At 59.5% G+C, this 19,754-nt stretch carries 18 protein-coding genes and 6 pseudogenes; 18 read left to right on the top strand and 6 right to left on the bottom strand.

Translation table 11 applies throughout. The features are described from left to right. The first annotated feature begins 9 nt into the window (after nucleotides 1-9). The 5 genes from NKH43_RS22830 to NKH43_RS22810 all read left to right on the top strand — a co-directional run bounded on the left by NKH43_RS22830 (nucleotide 10) and on the right by NKH43_RS22810 (nucleotide 4,790). On the top strand, nucleotides 10-1,416 hold the full coding sequence (locus tag NKH43_RS22830) for an aminotransferase (protein WP_352860005.1): 1,407 nt from the start codon (nucleotides 10-12) through the stop codon (nucleotides 1,414-1,416). 560 nt (nucleotides 1,417-1,976) lie between these two features. Further along, nucleotides 1,977-2,705: a LuxR family transcriptional regulator gene (locus tag NKH43_RS22825; protein ID WP_352860003.1), complete on the top strand. Its 729-nt coding sequence runs from the start codon at nucleotides 1,977-1,979 to the stop codon at nucleotides 2,703-2,705. Between the two features lie 144 nt (nucleotides 2,706-2,849). Continuing rightward, the gene (locus NKH43_RS22820; RefSeq protein WP_352860002.1) at nucleotides 2,850-3,140 is read left to right on the top strand and encodes a Rossmann-fold NAD(P)-binding domain-containing protein; all 291 of its coding nucleotides are present in this window, start codon (nucleotides 2,850-2,852) and stop codon (nucleotides 3,138-3,140) included. Nucleotides 3,141-3,667: 527 nt separating this feature from the next. Next, nucleotides 3,668-3,808, top strand: coding sequence for a hypothetical protein (locus tag NKH43_RS22815; RefSeq protein WP_352860000.1), 141 nt, complete (start codon nucleotides 3,668-3,670; stop codon nucleotides 3,806-3,808). A gap of 469 nt (nucleotides 3,809-4,277) precedes the next feature. Further along, a complete protein-coding gene (locus NKH43_RS22810) occupies nucleotides 4,278-4,790 on the top strand; it encodes a DUF418 domain-containing protein (RefSeq protein WP_352859998.1) in 513 nt (170 codons plus the stop codon). Nucleotides 4,791-5,011: 221 nt separating this feature from the next. Here NKH43_RS22810 and NKH43_RS22805 read toward each other — a convergent pair whose 3' ends face one another. Next, a complete protein-coding gene (locus tag NKH43_RS22805; RefSeq protein ID WP_352859996.1) occupies nucleotides 5,012-5,266 on the bottom strand; it encodes a toxin-antitoxin system HicB family antitoxin in 255 nt (84 codons plus the stop codon). A gap of 227 nt (nucleotides 5,267-5,493) precedes the next feature. Further along, nucleotides 5,494-6,557 (bottom strand): annotated as a pseudogene (locus NKH43_RS22800) (Glu/Leu/Phe/Val family dehydrogenase); the annotation flags it as partial. Between the two features lie 347 nt (nucleotides 6,558-6,904). Here NKH43_RS22800 and NKH43_RS22795 point away from each other — a divergent pair. The 6 genes and pseudogenes from NKH43_RS22795 to NKH43_RS22770 form a co-directional block, all read left to right on the top strand. After that, nucleotides 6,905-7,174 (top strand): annotated as a pseudogene (locus NKH43_RS22795) (glutamate dehydrogenase); the annotation flags it as partial. Nucleotides 7,175-7,385: 211 nt separating this feature from the next. Further along, nucleotides 7,386-7,768 (top strand): annotated as a pseudogene (locus NKH43_RS22790) (transposase); the annotation flags it as partial. 3 nt (nucleotides 7,769-7,771) lie between these two features. Continuing rightward, a pseudogene (locus NKH43_RS22785) lies at nucleotides 7,772-7,965 on the top strand (helix-turn-helix domain-containing protein); the annotation flags it as partial. Between the two features lie 90 nt (nucleotides 7,966-8,055). Further along, on the top strand, nucleotides 8,056-8,682 hold the full coding sequence (locus tag NKH43_RS22780; protein WP_352859992.1) for an acyl-homoserine-lactone synthase: 627 nt from the start codon (nucleotides 8,056-8,058) through the stop codon (nucleotides 8,680-8,682). Between the two features lie 33 nt (nucleotides 8,683-8,715). Continuing rightward, nucleotides 8,716-8,973: a transcriptional regulator domain-containing protein gene (locus NKH43_RS22775; RefSeq protein ID WP_352859990.1), complete on the top strand. Its 258-nt coding sequence runs from the start codon at nucleotides 8,716-8,718 to the stop codon at nucleotides 8,971-8,973. Then, the gene (locus tag NKH43_RS22770; RefSeq protein ID WP_352859988.1) at nucleotides 8,867-9,526 is read left to right on the top strand and encodes a DUF2285 domain-containing protein; all 660 of its coding nucleotides are present in this window, start codon (nucleotides 8,867-8,869) and stop codon (nucleotides 9,524-9,526) included. Before NKH43_RS22775 ends, NKH43_RS22770 begins: the two co-directional genes overlap by 107 nt. Before the next feature lie 8 nt (nucleotides 9,527-9,534). Here the strand turns inward: NKH43_RS22770 and NKH43_RS22765 are convergent, their stop codons facing one another. Continuing rightward, on the bottom strand, nucleotides 9,535-9,813 hold the full coding sequence (locus tag NKH43_RS22765) for a DNA -binding domain-containing protein (protein ID WP_352753675.1): 279 nt from the start codon (nucleotides 9,811-9,813) through the stop codon (nucleotides 9,535-9,537). A gap of 115 nt (nucleotides 9,814-9,928) precedes the next feature. Here NKH43_RS22765 and NKH43_RS22760 point away from each other — a divergent pair, with 115 nt between their 5' ends. Together NKH43_RS22760 and NKH43_RS22750 are read left to right on the top strand one after the other, a co-directional pair. Beyond that, nucleotides 9,929-10,174 (top strand): helix-turn-helix domain-containing protein, encoded by a 246-nt coding sequence (locus tag NKH43_RS22760; RefSeq protein ID WP_352694248.1) that lies wholly within the window; start codon nucleotides 9,929-9,931, stop codon nucleotides 10,172-10,174. A gap of 891 nt (nucleotides 10,175-11,065) precedes the next feature. Continuing rightward, nucleotides 11,066-11,259: pseudogene (locus tag NKH43_RS22750) on the top strand (ArdC-like ssDNA-binding domain-containing protein); the annotation flags it as partial. A gap of 378 nt (nucleotides 11,260-11,637) precedes the next feature. On the opposite strand, the gene NKH43_RS22745 reads toward NKH43_RS22750, so the two are convergent. Next, on the bottom strand, nucleotides 11,638-12,333 hold the full coding sequence (locus NKH43_RS22745; RefSeq protein WP_352859986.1) for an OmpW/AlkL family protein: 696 nt from the start codon (nucleotides 12,331-12,333) through the stop codon (nucleotides 11,638-11,640). 173 nt (nucleotides 12,334-12,506) lie between these two features. Next, on the bottom strand, nucleotides 12,507-14,597 hold the full coding sequence (locus NKH43_RS22740) for a prolyl oligopeptidase family serine peptidase (protein WP_352859984.1): 2,091 nt from the start codon (nucleotides 14,595-14,597) through the stop codon (nucleotides 12,507-12,509). A 258-nt stretch (nucleotides 14,598-14,855) separates the two neighbouring features. On the opposite strand from NKH43_RS22740, the pseudogene NKH43_RS22735 reads away from it, so the two are divergent. Next, a pseudogene (locus NKH43_RS22735) lies at nucleotides 14,856-14,969 on the top strand (IS3 family transposase); the annotation flags it as partial. Between the two features lie 807 nt (nucleotides 14,970-15,776). Here NKH43_RS22735 and NKH43_RS22730 read toward each other — a convergent pair. Continuing rightward, on the bottom strand, nucleotides 15,777-16,235 hold the full coding sequence (locus tag NKH43_RS22730) for a histidine phosphatase family protein (RefSeq protein WP_352859982.1): 459 nt from the start codon (nucleotides 16,233-16,235) through the stop codon (nucleotides 15,777-15,779). Between the two features lie 19 nt (nucleotides 16,236-16,254). Between NKH43_RS22730 and NKH43_RS22725 the strand changes: the two genes are divergently transcribed. The 4 genes from NKH43_RS22725 to NKH43_RS22710 all read left to right on the top strand — a co-directional run bounded on the left by NKH43_RS22725 (nucleotide 16,255) and on the right by NKH43_RS22710 (nucleotide 19,593). Continuing rightward, entirely contained in the window at nucleotides 16,255-16,590 is a 336-nt protein-coding gene (locus tag NKH43_RS22725; RefSeq protein WP_352859980.1) for a hypothetical protein, read from the top strand. A 7-nt stretch (nucleotides 16,591-16,597) separates the two neighbouring features. Then, nucleotides 16,598-16,747 carry an iron-sulfur cluster assembly accessory protein gene (locus tag NKH43_RS22720; RefSeq protein ID WP_352468291.1) on the top strand — a complete coding sequence of 50 codons (150 nt, stop codon included), beginning with the start codon at nucleotides 16,598-16,600 and terminating at the stop codon, nucleotides 16,745-16,747. Between the two features lie 255 nt (nucleotides 16,748-17,002). Next, on the top strand, nucleotides 17,003-18,307 hold the full coding sequence (locus tag NKH43_RS22715) for a lysine N(6)-hydroxylase/L-ornithine N(5)-oxygenase family protein (protein WP_352859978.1): 1,305 nt from the start codon (nucleotides 17,003-17,005) through the stop codon (nucleotides 18,305-18,307). Nucleotides 18,308-18,813: 506 nt separating this feature from the next. After that, nucleotides 18,814-19,593, top strand: a complete 780-nt coding sequence (locus tag NKH43_RS22710) for a phytanoyl-CoA dioxygenase family protein (protein ID WP_352859976.1) — start codon at nucleotides 18,814-18,816, stop codon at nucleotides 19,591-19,593. Nucleotides 19,594-19,754: the final 161 nt, after the last annotated feature.

The raw sequence follows: 19,754 nt of genomic DNA, 5'->3' as shown, positions 1-19,754 counted from the left end.
AGAGGGACGATGCGCTCGAGCAATCTGGGAACCGAACAAATCCGGGAGAAGGATCGAAACTTCGTCTTTCATCCGTCTACGCACTTGGCCAAGCACAGCCGTGGCGAGACGCCGAACCGGATAATGGCTGGTGCGGAGGGCGTCTATATCTGGGACACCGACGGCCGCAAGAGCCTCGATGGCTTCGGCGGACTCTACTGCGTCAATATGGGATATGGATGCACGGAGATTGCCGACGCCATTGCCCGGCAAGCGCACGAGTTACCGTTCGCTCATGTCTACGCTAGTCAAGGCACGGAGCCAGTCGCCCTCTTGGCAGAGGCCGTGGTCGAATATTTCGGTCAGAACATGCGACGGGTCTATTTCGGCCTCTCCGGTTCCGATGCCAACGAAACCAACATCAAGCTGGTCTGGTACTATAATAATATCCTCGGTCGCCCTGACAAAAAGAAGATCATCTCGCGACGTCGCGGATATCACGGGTCTGGACTGGTCACCGGGAGCCTGACAGGCCTGCCCTTTTTTCACGATTTCTTCGACCTGCCTCTGAATTTGGTGCGCCATACGACGACGCCACATTACTATCGCCAGGCGCACGACGGCGAAAGTGAGGACGCGTTCTCCAAGCGCTGTGCTAGCGAACTTGAAGCCCTTATCCTCGCTGAAGGCCCCGAGACAATTGCAGCCTTTATCGGAGAGCCGGTGCTTGGGACCGGCGGCATCGTTCCGCCCCCAAAGGGATACTGGGCGGCAATTCAAGGCGTACTCGACAAGTACGATATCCTTCTGATCGCCGATGAAGTGGTCTGCGGCTTCGCGCGAACCGGTGAGAAATTCGGTTCCCACCTGTATGGCATGCGTCCGGATTTTGTAACGATCGCTAAGGGCGTGAGTTCAGCCTACCTGCCCATCTCCGGGTCAATTATCGGCGACCGCGTCTGGTCGGTCCTGGAAGAAGGAACTGAGAAGCACGGGCCGCTCGGCCACGGCTGGACGTACTCCGGTCACACGCTTTGCGCGGCGGCCGCGCTTGCCAACATCAAATTGCTAAAAGAAAGAAACATCCTGGAACATGTCAGGGATGTCGGACCGTACTGGCAGGCCCGCATGAAAGCCGAACTGGAGGGACATCCCATTGTTGGCGAGGTTCGCGGCGTCGGCATTTTGTCCTCGGTAGAACTGATGCGGGATCCTAAAGGGCGGGTACCATTTGAACCTGCACTTCAGGTCGGCGTGCGCGCCGCCGCTGCTCTGTTTGAGAATGGTGTCATCGGCCGCGCTATGCCGCATGGCGATATTCTCGGCTATGCCCCACCTCTGATCATTACCCGAAAAGAGATCGACATCATCGTCGATGCGACTGCAAAATCGGTCGATACGACCTATTGCGCGCTGAAGGTGGAGGGCGCGATATGATCTGACGTGACGAATGACGCCTCCCACTCGGAATCGACCAGGATATCACCTCCGGGAGCCCCTGTGGCGTCATGGGCTATCGCGCGCGAATCCGCTTCGCTTTCAAGGCAACTTGCATGGAGGGTGTGCGAGCCGATGCCGAAAATGCGACGCAAATCTCGAAACACAATACCGCCTTCGCGTCCGAGACCGCAACGTAGGCTGTTGCAGAATTGTATAGGTGACGCTTTCAGAGACGACCGCCAATGTGCAAGCTTCCGTTAGGTTGAGCTACTCCATGGAGAGAGTCTTCAACCGCCCGCAAACAGACACCCCGACCGTAAGGAAGTGCAAACCCAAGGATGACAACTATCGCCTGCTAAGAGATGGCGCTGGAATGAGGTCTCGGTGTCGATAAGAGCGCTGTCGAAGCACATATCGCCCTCCCAAGGCGCACCGGCCCGGCACGGAGCTCAGTCTCCTGCCGGGCCTCCTTTCCTCAATGGCTGCGCTTTGGTCTACCCGTCTGGGCTCCGATATGTGGGGCGAGAAGCCGTGGGCAAACTCACTACAGTTTAGCTATGCAAGACGTTTTTCATCGATTTGTAGAGCAGATAGCAGACAGCGCTGACGCGACGGACCTGCGCAACGCTCTGGGCGAGATAGCCTCTTCGCTCGATTTGCCCACTTTTGCCTATCTTTTCCCTTCGCCCGGCAAGGGCCGCAAGGTGCGCCTGATTTCCACCTATCCTCGATCCTGGACATCTCACTACCTTCACAGTCGGTATGAAAAGATTGACCCGGTTATCCATCAGGCGCGTGGTGGTCAGGAACCATTCAACTGGGATGCGCACGGTGCTCATCTCGAACTGTCGACGCAGCAGCGACTATTGATGGATGAGGCGACGCAATTTGGCATTCACTGCGGCTTCACGATCCCGATCCATGACAGCACCGGTACGTTTGCAGCACTGACCTTCGCCTCGGATGAAAGGCGACCACTGTTCTTCCGCCTGATTGACCGATATGACCGCGTGCTGCAGCTCATCGCGGTCTTCTTCCATCTTCATGCCTGTCGCAAGTTGGCCGACGGCAGGATCGTGGATGGCGTTGCCCTATCGCGAAGGGAAATGGAGTGTCTGAAGTGGGCGGCTCGCGGAAAGACGGCGTGGGAAATCGGCCGCATCTTGGGAATCAGTCGGCACACCGCAGCCTATCATCGGGATAACGCCAGGAAGAAGCTTGGCGTGAAGACGGCTATTCAGGCAGCTGTTCGGCTTGCACTGTCTCGGCCATCCCTCTTCACCTGATCTCCGAAACCTGGGCACATACACAGGTTGTATCAACTCCGGCCTTTGCCTTCAATCGCAGGTGTTATCGATGCGAGGGAGAAGGGAGGGCCAATTAGTCCCGGATCCAGGGAGACAACCGAATCCGGTGATCACTTCAATCTGATGCTTCGTCACAGAGCTACTCCTAGTGCTTTCGACCACGTCGAGCGACTTAACTATCAAGACGATTTCGGGAAGGGTGCCTGGGCGCACCGCTTACCTTGCGGCAGTATCATCAGCGTCTACGATGGCACGGACGAGGCAATCACCGCTCTCACTGACAATGGGATTGACGAGCTGAGACAAATGCTCGCCCATGCTCGTCCTTCGACCGACGAGTGGAACGACTTCCTCGACAGCTTTGTCGACGACGAAGAGCTCGTCGCGCGTATAAAAGAAAAATCACCGCGGTAAATTATATTGCCGCGGGTCCTGATTTGACCCGCAGCAACCCGGTCGAGCCGGAGCAGACATCGCACCGTGTCGCTGACTGACGCGCGCGTTTGCCGCTCGCGATCCAGGCAATCGCCGTCGAAATCCCGATCCTTGCCGACATCCCGGTTAGGCATACCACCACAGATTATCCCAGGGTTCAAGCCCTGGCCTTGACACCCGGGGCGGCCGTCACCGGCGGTGCCGGGGCGTGCTGATCGGATCATCCGCTGTGGCTGAGCCTCTCGCCGCCGGCCCGCGATCCCTGCAAAAATGGCGCTCCGCGACACCTTTTGTCGGGTTTGTCAGGTCCGCGCCACAGGCGTGGTGACCTGATCTGTTGTTTCCCGCAGGCTAAAGAGCTGAACAGCAAGCATAACCTCTGTCGCCGGCTCGATCCGCCAGATTGGCACGATCTTTGAACCCTTCAGGGTGAGACGACGGCAGCAAACGACCGGCTCTCCTGTCGCGGGTCCCTGCGATCGACACCACCAAGGAAGAAACCCACCATGGCGAAGAGCGCGCCGATTGCAGACGCGAGCGATAGGTCGGCCGTAGATCGGCTGGTCGGCATCGACCTTGCTCGCGGCCTGGCTGTCTTCGGCATGTATGCCGCCCATGTCGGTCCCACCCCCTCGAAGGAGGACTAGTCGGGAATCTGATGGAACTAACCCATGGGCGGTCGTCCGCCCTGTTTACCGTATTGGCCGGTTTTTCGATCCTCCTGATTATCGGTCGCAAGGCGCCGAAGTCTGGGGTAGCCGGTAGACAGGCCATTGCCAGAGTCGCAATTCGTGCCCTTGTTTTGCTGGTGCTTGGCCCAATCCTGACCTACCTCGATACGTCGGTCGACGTCATCTTGGCATACTACGGAATCTGCTTCTTGTTGGTCCTGCCGCTTTATCGGCTTAGCGCACAGCAGCTCGGCTGGCTCGCTGCGGCGACCGCATTAGTTCTCCCGCAAGTGCGCTCCCACCTTGTGTTTGGCTCCGAGAGCTCGTACTTCGACCCGGTGTTCGAGCTCATGGTCAGCGGCGATTATCCCGCGATAACCTGGGCTCCTTTCGTGATCGCAGGCATGGCCATTGCGCGCCTTGACCTTAGTACGCAAGCAATGCATTGGCGCCTTGGTCTAGCTGGGGGCGCGCTAGCCGTGTCGGGCCATGGGGGATCCTGCTCGCGCTGCGTTTACTCTCTGGTGTACCCGCCACTTTGCAGGAGTCCGCCTCGTGGTGGTCGGACGTTGGCGACCTTCCCTGGTCGCCATGGATTGCCGCACCTCATAGCAAGACGACGTTCTCGATCCTGGGCAGCACTGGTTGCGCAATGATTGTCTTGGCGGCTTGCTGGCTCGCTATGGATGCGCTCCCGCATCTGCGAAAGCTGGTCTGGCCAATAATCGCGGTCGGCTCGATGCCTTTGACGGCCTATGTCCTGCACATTGTGGGAATAGCCTATCTCCTGCACATTGTGGGAATAGATTTGTTTGGAGGAGTCTCGCGCCTGTCCATGCTCTTTGGCTTCATCGTGGTTGTAAGCACTTTCGCGGTTCTTTGGCTGCGCGTCTTCCAGCGAGGACCGATGGAAGCGCTGATGGGTAGGATCGCAGATCTCGCGCGTCACATCCCCTGAGCACCACGTCGCCCGGCCTCCGGATCGACACTACGGACAAGCTGGGCTTTATCGAAAGCTTGCGGCAGGGGAGGGGGCTTCCTACAACCCTGCCCGCCTTTGTGAGATTGATGCGAAAACGGTCGCGCCGGCGCTGATAGTTTCGCATCGGCATTGTCAACTTAACTCGCGGTCAGTCTTTGTCGGCCCGCCGCACCGGAAAAGCGCGGCGGTTTGGCAAATCAGAAGGTGTCCTTCGGCAGCGGCGGCGGATCCGGTGCCCTGTCCAGAAGCCGTGCCAGATCGCCCCGCCTTGCCGTACCGGGACGCGCCTTGAGAAAGTCGCTGGCCGTCTCCACCGCGCCAATCTTCTGCGCGACAGCCAAAACGATCCACTGATTGAGCGACACGCCATCCTCCATGGCGAGACGCGCCGCCGTCTCCTTGAGCGACTGCGGCAACTGCAGCGGGTATTTGTAGCGTTGGGTGTGCGTCATGTGTTCAGCCTCCTGACGATCTCTCCCGGCATTGCAATGGTCACGCCCAGCTTGAGAGCCGGACGGAAGTCCCTGACGTTATGCGTCACGATGGACTCGGCCTCTCCGTTCAGAGCGGTCTCAAGCACTATTTCGTCCGCAACATCGGACAATATGAGACGCGTCCGAAACGAGATATCGAAGCCCTCGGACACAGCGGCGAGCGCACTCATCACCTCATCGCGCGCCATGTGCGTCAGATTCTTGACCCACTCGAAATAGCTCACCACCACGCCGCCGGCATTGACATAGACATCGGGAAGGATCGCCACGCCGCGCGAACGCAGGAGTTTGTCCGCCTCGAACGTGATCAGACCATTTCCAGCTTCCACAACGAGATGGGCTTTGATGCGCTCTGCATTTCCTGAATGGATGGCATTTTCCATTGCCGCGGGAATGAGAACGTCGCATGGCTGTTCGATGCCGGCCATGTCATTGGCGTGCGACTTGCCTCCCTCAAAACCAAGTATGCTGCCGGTCCGGATTTGGTGCTGCTTGAGCGCCTCGATGGCCAGGCCTCCCGGATTGGAGATACAGCCATCCCGTTCAGCCACAACCGTCACGCGAGCACCATCGCCTTCCGACAGGAACTTGGCTGCATGATAGCCGACATTACCAAAACCCTGGACCATGACCGAGGCATCTTTGAGATCGCGCCGGCCTTTCAGTCCCTCGGTACGTGAATCGCGAAGGAAAATCTGGACGGCGAACTGCACGCCTCGGCCCGTGACCTCCATGCGGCCGGCGATGCCGCCCTTCGACAGTGGCTTGCCGGTGACGCAGGCGCGCGCGTTGACCACATCGGTCGGGCTCGCGCGGCGGAACTCGTTGACGTCCGGGCCATTTCCCGCTCGCCGGTGCGGATATCGGGGGCTGGAACGTTGACGCCGGGACCGATCAGGCCACGCTTGTTCAGTTCCTGAGTGAACCGGCGGGTGATGCGCTCGAGCTCCTGCCGCGTCCACTCGCGCGGGTCGATTTTGAGCGCGCCCTTCGAGCCGCCGATCGGCACGTCGACGAGCGGGCATTTGAGCGTCATCAGCGCTGCAACCGCCTCCACCTCCTCGCCATCGGCATCGGGTGCGTAGCGAATCCCGCCTTTCACCGGCTCGCAGTGCTCGGAGTGGACCGATCGCCAGCCGATGAAGCTATACACGCGGCCGCGCAGCCTGAGACCGAAGCGCACGGTGTAGGTCGAGTTGCACTGAATGATCCGGTCGGCCAATCCTTCGGGCAGATCGAGGAACGTCATGGCACGACGGAAGTTCTGGTCGACACTCTCCAGAAAGCCAGCAGAATTGTACTGCATCACTGATACCTCGCCGCCCGACCGTTGGCGTTCGCATTCATGCGCGTGCTTCCGCAGTTTGTCTTGCGATGCTCGTGACAAGCGATCGGAGAGGATTTTCATCCGGGATTTCAGTTTGGAGTTTTGACTTTGCAGGCAACGAACGTTTTCCTTCTGGTCGTGGTTCGGGGAACGAGTGTCAGCTCACCACCCCTCTTGATCCATATCCGGACTTTCGAAGCCGCAAGGCGCTGCGGACATCGGTCATAAGCCTTTACGAGGTGAGCGACATCGTGCCGGGCAAATCGCTCATCCCATTCGCCCTGATGGAGAGACGCCGGCGCGAACGGCGCAACCAGACGATTGCCGCAGCGCTCGAACGGATGACCGGCAAGGAGTTTCCCGCCGATATCCGCGACGAGTTCCTCGAAGGCGGCGCGGAAATCGATCTGGTTCGTTCCGGACTGGAAGACGTCATGCGTGGCACCTGGGGACGCATCGCCGATCTGATCGAAGAGCAACCGTATCTGGGTGACTACCGGACAGCCGCCTATGTGGCGTCCATTCGGCAAGTTGCGGACGGCGCAACCAATGCGCTGCGCGTGGATCACGTCCTCGATGACGATATCGGCGTGTCCTTGCCGGCGAGCTGCCGTCTCAGCGCAGCCGGGGTGCTGCGGCCACGGCAAGTACGCATATCTATCGGCAGCTCGATCGCCACCATGCGGTCGGCCGACTGCCCCGATCGAACAGCGGAACGTGACCTGCCACGGAAGAGATCGCTAAGAAGACTATCCGTCTGATCTGACGGACGAGGAGTGGGAACAGATCGCTCCGCTGATGCCCAAGCCTGGGCGTCGCGGCCGTCCGCGCGAGGTTGATTCCGTGAGGTGATCAACGTGGTGCGCTATCTTGTGCGCTCGGGTTGCGGCTGGCGAATGCTGCCAATCCATTTCGGCGCCTGGCAGACGGTCTACGACTGGTTTCGCCAGTTGGCGCGGCGCTTTCTGTTCCAGACCATCCACGACGTGGCGCTGATGCTGGACCGCGAGCGAGTCGGGCGCGACGCCAGTCCCATGAGGGGCGTGATCAAGGCTCCGCAAGCGGAAACAAGAGGGTACGACGCCGGCAAGACGATTGTCGGCCGCAAGCGCCACATCGCCGTCGATACGAATACCCTATCGCGAAGGGAAATGGAGTGTCTGAAGTGGGCGCTCGCGGAAAGACGGCGTGGGAAATCGGCCGCATCTTGGGAATCAGTCGGCACACCGCAGCCTATCATCGGGATAACGCCAGGAATAAGCTTGGCGTGAAGACGGCTATTCAGGCAGCTGTTCGGCTTGCACTGTCTCGGCCATCTCTCTTCACCTGATCTCCGAAACCTGGGCACATACACAGGTTGTATCAACTCCGGCCCTTGCCTTCAATCGCAGGTGTTATCCATGCGAGGGAGAAGGCCATCATGATGCAGTTGATCACGCCGGATTGCTACGCTGAGTTCAGCGACGAGCTCGAGCAGATGCACCGCTTGCGGTATCGCGTCTTCAGGGATCGACTTGATTGGGACGTTTCGTTCAGCGGCGGCTATGAGGTCGATCCGTTCGACGCGCTTCGTCCCCACTACCTGTTGCTGCGTGCGCCCGCCGGAAGCATCGACGGCTGCGTGCGCCTCTTGCCGACTACAGGATCGACGATGTTGCGCGATAGCTTCCCCGCTCTCCTTGCTGACCGTTCAGCGCCGGAAGATCCGCGGGTTTGGGAAAGCAGCCGTTTTGCGCTTGATCTGCCGCCTTCCGCGCCCAAACAGGCGGGAATTGCTGTTGCCACCTACGAGCTGTTTGCCGGAATGGTAGAGTTTGGTTTGTCACGCGGTCTGCGCAGCATCGTCACCGTAACCGATCTGCGCATAGAGCGGATCTTGCGTCGCGCCGGCTGGCCGCTCGAACGGTTGTCCGATCCGCAGACAATTGGCAACACACGTGCCGTTGTCGGATATCTCGACGTCTCGACAGAGAGCTTGGAAGCCCTCCGTCGCAATGGCGGGCTCAAGGGCCCGGTGCTGTGGACACCGGTCATGAAGATCGCCTGAGCCTGGAATCCAACGCTTTCTGGAAATGATGCAATGGACGAAACAAGACCTGGCCCTGCTTGGCCGGACAGGCAAGATGATCGTGCCTATGGCTATGTCGAGCAGCTCACCAGCCGCGGCTGGGCCTGGGAATTCCTCAGGCGCAATCCGGACTTCCAGAAGGATCTGGCGAACGCGTTGCGCGGTGCCGAACGCACGAACGCCCGGTTCGTGGATATTATCAGCCTGCCGTCGAACACTGTTGATCTCTCGCGGTGGGGCCTTCTGTTTTGCAAGCTCAAAAGGAACTGATGCGAGCGTCTTTTGGTGCCCCTGCCAATGTCCGCATGTTTTGCCCGTTGTTGCCGAAAAGGCCGCGCGGCCGCGCGGGGTCGAGTTGCTTGATCTCGCCCCGCACTCCTGCCGCATCTCCATACTCGTCACGCGGGACGGGCATCAGCACCTCCTGGTCGAGGACAGTGGCAAGAGCTTGCAGCTGGCTGCCTCCGGCGTCAGCATCCTCGAACCTGTGCGATTGACATCCTCCGTCCTCTGGTCACCAGAGGAACTGAAGCAACGCCTGAACGCGTTGGAATGTCTGAACAGCCTCTGTTGGACCGGCAGGCTGCAACCAGGATTCTTTCCGACCGAGCCCCGTTGCTCGCGGTTGCGCCGAGTCTTGCGTGCCCTCGACGGCTTCATCGCTGGCGCATCACACCGCGAAATCGGCCTTGCTCTCTTCGGCAGAGCCCGCGTCGAGCAGGACTGGGCCGACCCCGGTGACCATCTTCGCGACAGCGTCCGCCGTGCAGTCAGGCGCGGGCGCTCGCTAATGAACGGAGGTTATAAGCGTCTTCTTCTATAACGCCACCATCAGGTCTTTTGGCGGCCAGAGAACAGCTCTTTGTACCCCGCCACCACCAGCCAGTGGGCGCGCGCGAGATGGCTGCGAACCGCCCTTTGGGCGCGCGTTGGCTCTTGCACTGGATCGATGCCCAATATCGCCTGCGCCATCTCTTCTTCGCTCGCATTGTCGGCGCATGCGTCTATGAGCTTCAAATATGTCGTGAAGTGTTCATCGTCGTAAGCGGTCAGGCTCTCCGCCCATGGGACCTCGTCGGCAACAGCAGGTTGGAACAATCTGTCTACCATTTCATGTCTCGCCTAAGACCTCTTCCGCGCCCGCGCACGGCACAATATCCTAAAATGGGATAATCCGAAACTGGGATTAGTCGGTGAGCCGGTTCCTTCTTGGCCGGTTCGTCTGATGCCGAAATCCCTTCGATCAGCTCGCCAGCGCCGGCTGCTAAAACGGCTGATTGCCGCGCGCAAAACCAAAGGGGTCACCCAGACCCAGCTTGCTGATATGCTGGGCCGCCCACAATCCTTCGTGGCCAAGTATGAGGGTGGTGAACGTCGGCTGGACGTAATTGAGTTTCTCGACCTTACCGAGGCTCTCGATATCGATCCTTGCGAGCTTCTGGCACAAATGCGTCGCTCTCGTGACCTGTAGATAGCGTAGCGCTTGGTTTGGGTGCCAAACTTCACGATTTACCTCCTTGAGTTCACGGCTCAGCGGGATTTGCCCTCGCTAAAGTGATGCCGTGCAGCCGCTCCCCTTTGTTGTCTCTGATTTTTGTAGAAAATCCTCCGTGGTGAAATCCTCGACAAGAGGGTGGCTTCTCGTGCATGGAAATCCGAGAGGTCTTTGCCCGCAATCTGCGTAGGCATGGCCAAAAAAGAAATTGTCGTAAGAAGCGCTGGCCCATGAGGCTGGCGCCGACCGAGCATATGTCAGCGCACTTGAGCGCTCGGTCTATGGCGCCAGCATTGATAGGCGGCAAAACTCGCCAGAGTGCTCGGAATCGAGCCGGCCGATTTACTCGACCCTCATTCTGAATAGATCTGGAAGCAGCGACGAAACCGCGGTTGATGAGACTCGACCAGAAGGTTTTCCAGGCATTTCATGCTGCTGACAGGAGCACCCGCGCGCCTGGCGACGCGCACCAGGTGCTCGTGAACCGAGCCCGCTTTTCTTCGGTAAGCTCAGGCGGTCTCGGCCATACGGCTTCGCCCCTTGGCGTGGGCAGCCCTTCGGGCTGTGACGGCCGCCGCCCTTGCGGGCGGCGCGGTGTGTCTGTTGGCCTTTCCCGGTGGCGCGGGGTGGGCGGCACTCCCTTCTAGGCCCGCCGCGGCAGCCCGCAACCCTTCGCGTGCCGCTCAGGGTCCTCCTCTTCGTTCCGGTCCTTCGGATGCGGTCCGCCTACCACGGCGGGCCTTTCCGGTCGCTTTCTGCCGCCCACCCCACTCACGGGGGCAGGCACGCGAGATTGGGATCGAGCGCTGCCTCCACCGCCCCATGGGATCTTCCGGGGAAAGGCGCGGCGAAGCGGAGGATAAGACGATGCGTGCAAACAGCAAGCGTTCCGCCAGCACAGAGGCTGGCGCAGGCAAGGGCGGGCGCCCCGGCGCCAGCCTTTATCAGGAGATCACCGACCGCATCATTGCCGAACTGGAGCGCGGCACCGTGCCATGGGTCAAGCCATGGGGCAGGAGGCAGGCCTTGGCCTGCCGAGGAATGCATCCTCTGGGCGCCAGCCACCGCTCCTGCAGCAAAAGAACAGCAGCTGTCGCAGCAGGCTGAACAAGGCATCTTCGGCGTCGAGGGAGGCCCTGCTCGCCTTACGCAGGCGCATAGCTCCGACATGACGTCCGGGAGACTGATGCCGGGCAGTCCATCAACAATACCCAACAACCATCCTGATTCGAAGCGCATCTAAGCACGTCATTTCAGGCGTTAGTCGAGGCCGCATTGACCAGGGGTACCTTCTTGGTCCGCTGGAGGAGGGCGGCCGCCCGTCGACAACGGCTTCTTCAAGTCTTCAAGTGCCGCCCGTGCAGGGACGAGCGTAAAAAAGGGCGCACGAGGCGCCCTCATTTCGATCGGCTATCAGCAGCCGCCTTCACCTTTCGTTGTTAGAAGCGGTAGGTGACACCTGCGCCTATCAACCAGGGATCGAGCTCCGCCTTTCCCGTCAGCTTCGCGCCGTCGACCGTGACGTCGAAGTCTGGCTTGAGGAAAAGCTTCTTCACGTCGAAGTTGACGCCCCAGTGCTGATCCACCATGTAGTCGAACCCGACCTGCAGCGCGGTGCCGAACGTGTTCTTAACATGGAGAGCATCGGCGCTGCCGGCATCCTGGTTATAAAAGATCGTGTAGTTCACGCCGGCGCCGACATAGGGCTTGAAAGCGCCGAAGTTGGTAAAATGATACTGCAATGTGAGCGTAGGCGGCAGCAGCCAAACCTTGCCGACATTGCCCAGCGCGCCGATCGTTCCTTGGCCCTCGATATTTGCATAGGTGGTGCCGAGTATGAGCTCGGCGGCGATGTTGTCCGTGAAGAAATAGGAGATATCGAGTTCCGGGATCACGGTGTTCGAGTAGGAAAGACCGGAGCCTGACACTGCATTGACGTAGCCCGAATCCTCGGTGATGACCCCCAACCCACGCAGGCGGAGTTGCCAAGGACTTGGCTCTTGCGTGACCGAGGCTCCTGCCTGCGGGACGCTCGCGGCTTGCGCAAGGTCCGCCGCGACGGCCTGCTGTCCCATCACGATGAGGACAACGGCCGCTGTTACTCCCCGCGCCGCGCGCATTTGGTTTCTCGCCATGATATTCTCTCCTTGCTCTTCAGAAAATGTGGACCGAACTACGAAAAATCTTGATTGGCGGAGCGCTCATGCGCAATTTGCGTGGGAACGCGCACACATTATTCGCGCCGTGCTCGCAACCATTGACCTGTACCCACTGAGTGAAACGTTGCTCTTTGTCTGGTCCCGCTGACCTATCGAACGCCATCGGCTTGCCAGCCGATCGCACTGCGAAGGAAATTGGTGCCCAAGGCAATGAATGCGGCCCGCTCCCGATTGTTCTTGCCGTAGCCGTGCCCGCCCGCGCCGGGCTCATAGAAGTAACCGGGATAGCCAAGAGCCTGCAGCTTTGCGGCCATCTTACGCGCGTGGCCCGGGTGGAGGCGGCCGTCCCGCTTCGTGGTGGCAAGCAGGATCGGCGGATAGGGCTGTCCCGGCGTCGCGACGTGATAAGCGGAGATTTCCTTTAGGAAAATCCATTCCTCCGGCTTGTCGGGATCGCCATATTCGTCAATCCAGCTCGCGCCCGCCAAAAGCTTGGTGTAGCGGCGCATGTCGACAAGCGGCATTTTGCAGAACAGCGCGCCGAAACGCTCAGGATAGCGGGTAAGCATGTTGGCGATCAGAAGGCCGCCATTTGAGCCGCCCTCGGCGGCAATCCGCCTCGGCAGCGTAATGCCCCTTCGCACGAGGTCGGCGGCAACGGCGGCGAAATCGTCATGGGCGAGACGCTTGCCCTCCCTGCGCCCGGCCTCGTGCCAACGGGTGCCGAACTCTCCGCCGCCCCGGATGTTCGCCACCACGCACGTGCCGCCGCGTTCGAGCCACAGCTTGCCGAGCGAGGAGTTGTAGTGGGGCAGGAGCGATATGCCGTACCCGCCGTAGGCGGTGAGGTGAACCGGGGCATCCCCGTTCCCGTTCGCCGGACCGACCTGCGTGTAGGGGATCATCTCCCCACCGGTCGAGACTGCCTCGTGGCGCGTGACCACCAGCCCGGATGCGTCGAAATTCTCCGGGTTGCGCTTCAGGATTACTGGAGCGCCGAGAGGCGCCGCGGCATTGAGGTCTAATAGGAGAAGCTTCCGCGGCTTGATCGGGTTCTGAGCCGAAACGAGGACCTCTCCGTTGGTCTCGAGATGTTCCGCATCGAGCGACCGAAGGTGAACAGTCCCTTCGGCGGGCACGGTGTCCAGCACTCGGCGCGTCCATTCCTCGCGGTCGGGGGTGAACATGTCGAAACGCGGAACGAGGTAGACGAGGTAGGAGATAATGAGCTTCCCGTTATTCCAGAAGAATGACTGCAGGGAGCGCCTGTCGCCTGGTTCAAAGAGGGTGGCAAAACTGCGCCCGCCGGCGATGAAGGAGGAAAGCGAGATACCGATCAGCGCGTCCGCGGCATGGGTCGTCCCTCCCACTGTCCACGGCTTGCCCGGCTTTACCGCCAGCCAGTCGCCGAAGCCGCTCCACGAGGCGTCCCGAGGAAGGTCGATCCGCATCTTCGGCCCGCTCCTGTCGCCAATTCGGCCGATCTTCTCAAAGAAGGTCGCCTGCTCAATGAACCAAAGGCGCTCGCTCTCGGCGGTGCGGTCCAGATGGCAGGACACGCCGAGGGATTCGGGACCGGTCTCGAAGATTACCGGCGCGGTGAGCGGATCCGCGCCACGTTTCCACAGCCGCACGGTGCGCGCGTAGCTGCAGCGGGTGGCCATGCCATCACCAAGCGCACTGGAAAGCAGAAGCGTGTCAGGATCGAGCCAATTTACCCCGCCCTTGGTCTCCGCGAGGTTGAAACCGTCGGCGACGAAGCTAACAGACTCCAGATCGAATTCGCGATGCACGACCGCCTCGCTGCCGCCGCGCGAGAAGCGTAGAACGGCTCTTTCCCGTCTCTCTGGCTCGATCGACGCGCCCCCCCAGACCCAGTCCTCTCCGTCGCTAGCGGCGAGGGCGTCCACATCGAGCAGGAGCTCCCACTGGGGATCCGCCTTCATGTAGGCGGCAAAGGTGGTTCGGCGCCACAGTCCGCGCGGGTTGCGGGCATCTTGCCAGAAATTGTAGAGGTAGTGACCGTGGCGGGTGATCAAGGGAATCTTGTCAGGACGGTCGAAGATCGCTGTCAGGGCCGCGCGGTCCCGCTCGAATTGCGTTCCACCGAAGTGCTCCAGTGTCCTGGCCGACTGGCTGGCGGTCCAGTCAAGTGCCCGTTCGCCTTCTATATCTTCAAGCCAAAGATAAGGATCATCGTCGGGAGCATTCAGCGTTGGGCGGAAATCGAATGCGGTCATGTCCGTGCAACCTGAAGAATGAAAGCGCAAAGGCTTCCGTCCGCTCGGGAAAGCTCATTGTTTGCGGCGGCGAGCGCATGCTCGGCGAGCGTGATCATAGGATGAGTTCTTCTCAGTTGGTGCGACGCGGCAGTGCGTTTGCGCATCGGACTGCATGTGTCGTGCCAACCAGGAAAATCGTTTCAGAACAATGCGACCACTCTGATGGCGCTGTGTCTTATGTCCGGCATCGTCGTAGATCCGACAATGACTGCAACCGTATCCGACGTACGTCGCCTGAAGGCTCTGGAGGACGAGAACGCCCGGCTCAAGAAGCTCCTGGCCGAGCAGATCCTGGACAACGCGATTCTGAAGGATGTCGCCGCAAAAAAATGGTGACGCCCGATGCGAATCCGCGAGGGGAAGCAGCTTGCTGCCGCGCGCCATGCGGCGAGAGCTGCATGCTTTTTCGTCAGTTCGATGTTCTCGGCGCTCCGAAATCTCTTCGTCACCCCAGACGCGCCGCTCTCGCCACTCACATCATCGCATCCGCGCAATGGCGCGTTGGAAAGCTGTGACGGTCCTCCTGCCTCGCAGTTCGGCTGATAACGGCCTGCGAACATGCGCCGCCTCCTTCAGCACGTCGAGCAGCCCGAAATGAGGCCCGTCGGTTCGGGCAAAGGTTTGAACGGCTTATAGTTATCCGGTATCGCCGCCACAAAAAACGAACCTTCTGCGGAATATTGGCATCGAGGAGAAACAGTTCTTGCTCCAGCTCCTTCCGGATGGAAGCATAGAAGCGGTAAATCACCGTGCATCTGTTGTCAGGTTCAGACCTGAATAGTACGCATCTCTCGCACGAAATGTGATCGAGTCCATGTTCTGCAAGTTCAAGATGGCGTCGCATGGCAACACGATAGCATCGCCATGCAGAACTACCTCTCAGCCCTTGCTCTCGCTAACAAAAAGAGCCGGCACCCAATCTGGAGGGATTGTGTGCCGGGTCTTCAAGGTCACATTCGATTGGGAAGGTGCAGTGACGCTTCTTGGCTACGCCCCGCATGATTAACGAGCGGTTAACTGCCGGCATATTCCTCAGCTCCTATTCCGGCGACGAGGGCGTCCAGATATTCGGGGTGACCGGGAATAACTGATAAGTCCCGGACAGTGTGTCGGTGTCGATTCAAGTGCCTGTTGCGTTCATGCTTTCATGGATGATCGAGCGCTGGCCCGGTGGCTTCCAGACCCATTTTGGGCGAGAACGGCGTACGCCTCTCCGGCGGCGAGAAGCAGCGCCTTGGGTTGGCTCGGCTCTTTACCAGAATCCGGAGATTCACGCAGATGCGTGATGCTTCCTGACTTCGCGGGGAAGCTTAAGAAGCCGGCCCCATCAATCGGTATCTTCATCCATGCCCCGATGACGAAACTAAGCGTGAAGCCATGGGTCACAATGATCTGAGTTGCGCACGGTCGATCCACAATCGCATTCACCCGAGGAAATACGCGGGTCGCTACCTCCCGGCGGGTTTCTGCGCCTTCAATCCCACAATGGTGATCTAGCCGATTGTCATCGGAGATGGGATTATAGCGAGCATCAAGCCAATCTTGCGGTTGTCCACCTGCCACGCCGTAGCTGATTTCGCGTGATGCGGAGGCCACGGCCGAACGTCTGGCGGCGTTGGTTGGTCAGAAACAGCTCGAAATCTACAGCTCCGACCTTCACCGAGCATTCCAAACGGCAGCCGCTATTGCCCGACGCTTCGGTCTGCATGCCCTCGATGGGAGAAGGCAAATCGCGATCTGTCGGGCAAGAGAAGTATCCTGGTTCAGAATCTGCCCGATTAGCTATTCGGAAAAAGGCGACATCGCCGGGCAAATTTGGCGCCGCCATGAGGCGTCCCCCTCAATGTCGGATTTCCGACAGGATCGCGAATCCGCCAACCCGTTGTTTAATAAAATTTTCCTTCTCTGGCACGGCTCATGCGCGGGATTCTGCGAACGCCATCAAAGATAGGTCGTCCATGATCATGCGCACCGAAAATGCCGTCGCCGCAGTGAAAACCGCGCTCTCGCCTGCCATCAAGCCGCCGAAAGGCCGGCGCGTCATGGTTGAGGCGGGCGATTACGCCGGCTTCAAACACCTTAATGGGCCTGGAAAGCGTCTCGCGTGACGACGTCGCGGTCATCGAGGCGGGCGGAAAGGATATACGTCGATGCCCCCAACCCACGTCGCCGGCATGACCCGTCGATTGTCACCGCGCTGGAATGCTCGGTCTACATTCGACAACCGAACGCGCTGGACAAATTCTCGCAAATCCGGTCGGGACCGGGGATCGAAAACGCCCGCGAGGGGGGCCCAATGGCTATGGCCGATATTCGCCGCTAACAACCCGCCGGGTGGGAAAAAACCTATAGGAGCAAAGCAAGTGGAGCAATCTTGCATTGGAGTCGGTGCTGGGCCGTCCAATTTGAGTCTTGCGTGTCAGATACACGAGCAAATTGGGCAAGGGGCGCTGTTCCTGGATCGGCAAGTCGATTTCCGTTGGCATCCAGGCATCGCTTTCGATTCCTCAGAGCTCCAGGTGAGCCACTTCAAGGATCTGGTCACGCTGGTGAATCCGCGATCAGCCTACACTTTCGTAAACTACCTGTACGAGAACGGGCGTCTGTACCACTTCCTGAACGCACAGTTCGAGGCTGTGTTCAGAGCTGAGTTTGAGCAGTACCTGAACTGGGCCTTCCACAGGAACCCACTTGTCCGTGGGGGCGAGACCGTGCACGAAATCCGCTTTGACGGCGAGTTTCGGGTGCGGACGGATAAGGCGGTTCTCGGCGCCAGAAACGTCGTGGTCGGCATTGGCAAGCAGGCGCAAATTCCGCCTCAGTTTCAGGGCTGGACTGGACGCAACCTGTTCCACTCATCTGTTTTATTGCACATCCATCCTGAGGTGCGAAGAAAGCATGTCTGCGTGGTTGGCGGAGGCCAGTCGGGAGCCGAGGTGATGTTGCACCTTGTCGGCCTGCCGAAAGAACGGCGGCCTGCCTCGATCACTTGGGTCTCGCAGCGTGAGAACTACCTGCCTCTCGACGACAGCCCGTTCACAAACGAGTTGTTCATGCCCTGCTTTTCGGATCGTTTCGCGGCGATGAGCGAGTCGCAGCGTAAGCTGCTCCTGCGGCGTTTCGTGCTTGCCTCGGACGGCATTTCGGAAAGCACGTTGCGCGCGATCTATCAGGCGCTGTACCGCCACGCATTTTTCGAGCCAAACCGATGCGACATTACACTGCGGCCGGGCTGCACCGTCTCGCACTGCATCAACGCCGGCGCGGGTCACAGGCTGACCCTGCAGCACGGCATGGTCGAGGTCGAAGAAGTCACGGCTGACATCGTCATCCTGGCCACCGGTTACGAGAACGCGGTGCCAGACTTCTTGGAACCCATCGCGCACCGGCTGGAGCAGATCGACAATGAATTAGCTATTCGCGAGGATTTTTCGGTGAGCTGGGACGGACCGCGTGACAGACGCATCTTCGTACAAAACGCGAGCCTCGGGCAGCGCGGCCTGGCCGATCCGAACCTAAGCCTGCTGGCCTGGCGCGCGCGCCGCATCCTCGATAGCCTTCTTGGACGCGCGCCATGCGCGAACCCCGAGCATCCTGGCTTCATCAGCCATACCTCGATCGAGAGCTGGCCCGCCGCCGCAGCCGAAGAAATGGGCAGCGGGATATGACTCGTAGACTTTTGATCATCGGCGGTGGCATCCTAGGAATGATGTCCGCCTCCGCTGCGGCGAAGGCCGGAGGCTTCTCCGAAATCATCGTGACCGAACAAGCCCTTGGACCAAGCGGCGCATCGCGTTATTCTGGGGCCGTGCATTTCCCCTACGGTTGTCAAGACCGTACCAGGTCGCTCACTCGAAAGAGCGCCGTGGTCTTGGTGGCCATGGCTGGGTCGGCGGTCAGCGGATGGTGCCGCCCTTTAGCGATGCGTGTCGTGGCTGGACCGGGCGAAGCGATTGATCCGGCCCAGTTTACGGAACCCCTGGACCCGGCTGAGCCTGACATAGGCAGTCTCGCGCCGAGCTTCTGCGGACAATATCCGCCGGAGCGGAACGCACTTAGCATCGCCGTCCCACATGACGTGAGTCCGTCTCCGTGGACCCGCAACTTGACCAGCGCCCGACTGCCCTAATTGGGATGTCCGAGCAACCAGTCTTTCCAACAGGAGGCTTTTCGCATGTTGACTGATGCACAAAGAGAAAAGTGGCAGAAAGACGGATACGTCAGGCTCGAAAGGTTCTTCTCTCCAGCGGCTCAGGAAGATATCTCTACTTTTGTCGAAGATATGTCACGCTGGGATGTCAGCGATGATAAATGGCTCATGTGGTTCGAGAAGACGACGGACAATCGAAAGATCATCTCCAAGATCGAGAATTTTCTCGACTTCCATGATCCATTGCGTCGTTTGCTCTTAGAAGATCAGCGCATAAAGTCAGCGGTCGAGGATTTGCTTGGTGAAGATTCGCGCAGGCTCAAGGAGTTGCTGATTTTCCACTACCCCGACAGCGGCGGCTATCTCCCGCATCAGGACATTTATCACATTCCACACAAACTCCCCGACCGGATGGTCCATGCGGTGGTTGCCATAGGCATCGACGACTCCGACCCGGAAAACGGCGGGCTTTTCTTCAGCCCCGGCAACCACAAGAAGGGGGTGTTTCCCATGGATGCCGATGGGGTGATCGATCCTCAAGTCGCCGAAATGTTCTCCTGGGAACCCGTAGTATGGAAGGCTGGCGACATCTTCATCTTCGACGATTACGCACCGCACTACTCACGACCGAACAAAAGCAATCGTTCGCGGCGGACACTCTACTTGGTGTTCCAGCGTGCTTCAACCGGTGGACCGACCCGCGCTGAATATAACGTGCTTAAGCGCGCCCTTAACCCGCCCGAGGGCAAAGTCGCCGATCTCGACAAACTCAAGCCCCCAAATGGCATTTTCTATCGCGATTGAGCTCACGCAGCCAGGCGGAGGCATGCACACGAAACTGATCGACCGCTCAAAAGTGCACGGAGAGTATGGCGTTCTGATTTGCGGGCTCGCGGAGCATCGACCGCAGCCCGTTAGGACGCTTTGGCACGTGGATTGTGGAGGTGGTCGCAGGGCGGTCTATG

The organism is Mesorhizobium sp. M1163 (assembly GCF_040318415.1).
Lineage (GTDB): Bacteria > Pseudomonadota > Alphaproteobacteria > Rhizobiales > Rhizobiaceae > Mesorhizobium.
This window is presented reverse-complemented; position numbering and strand designations above follow the sequence as displayed.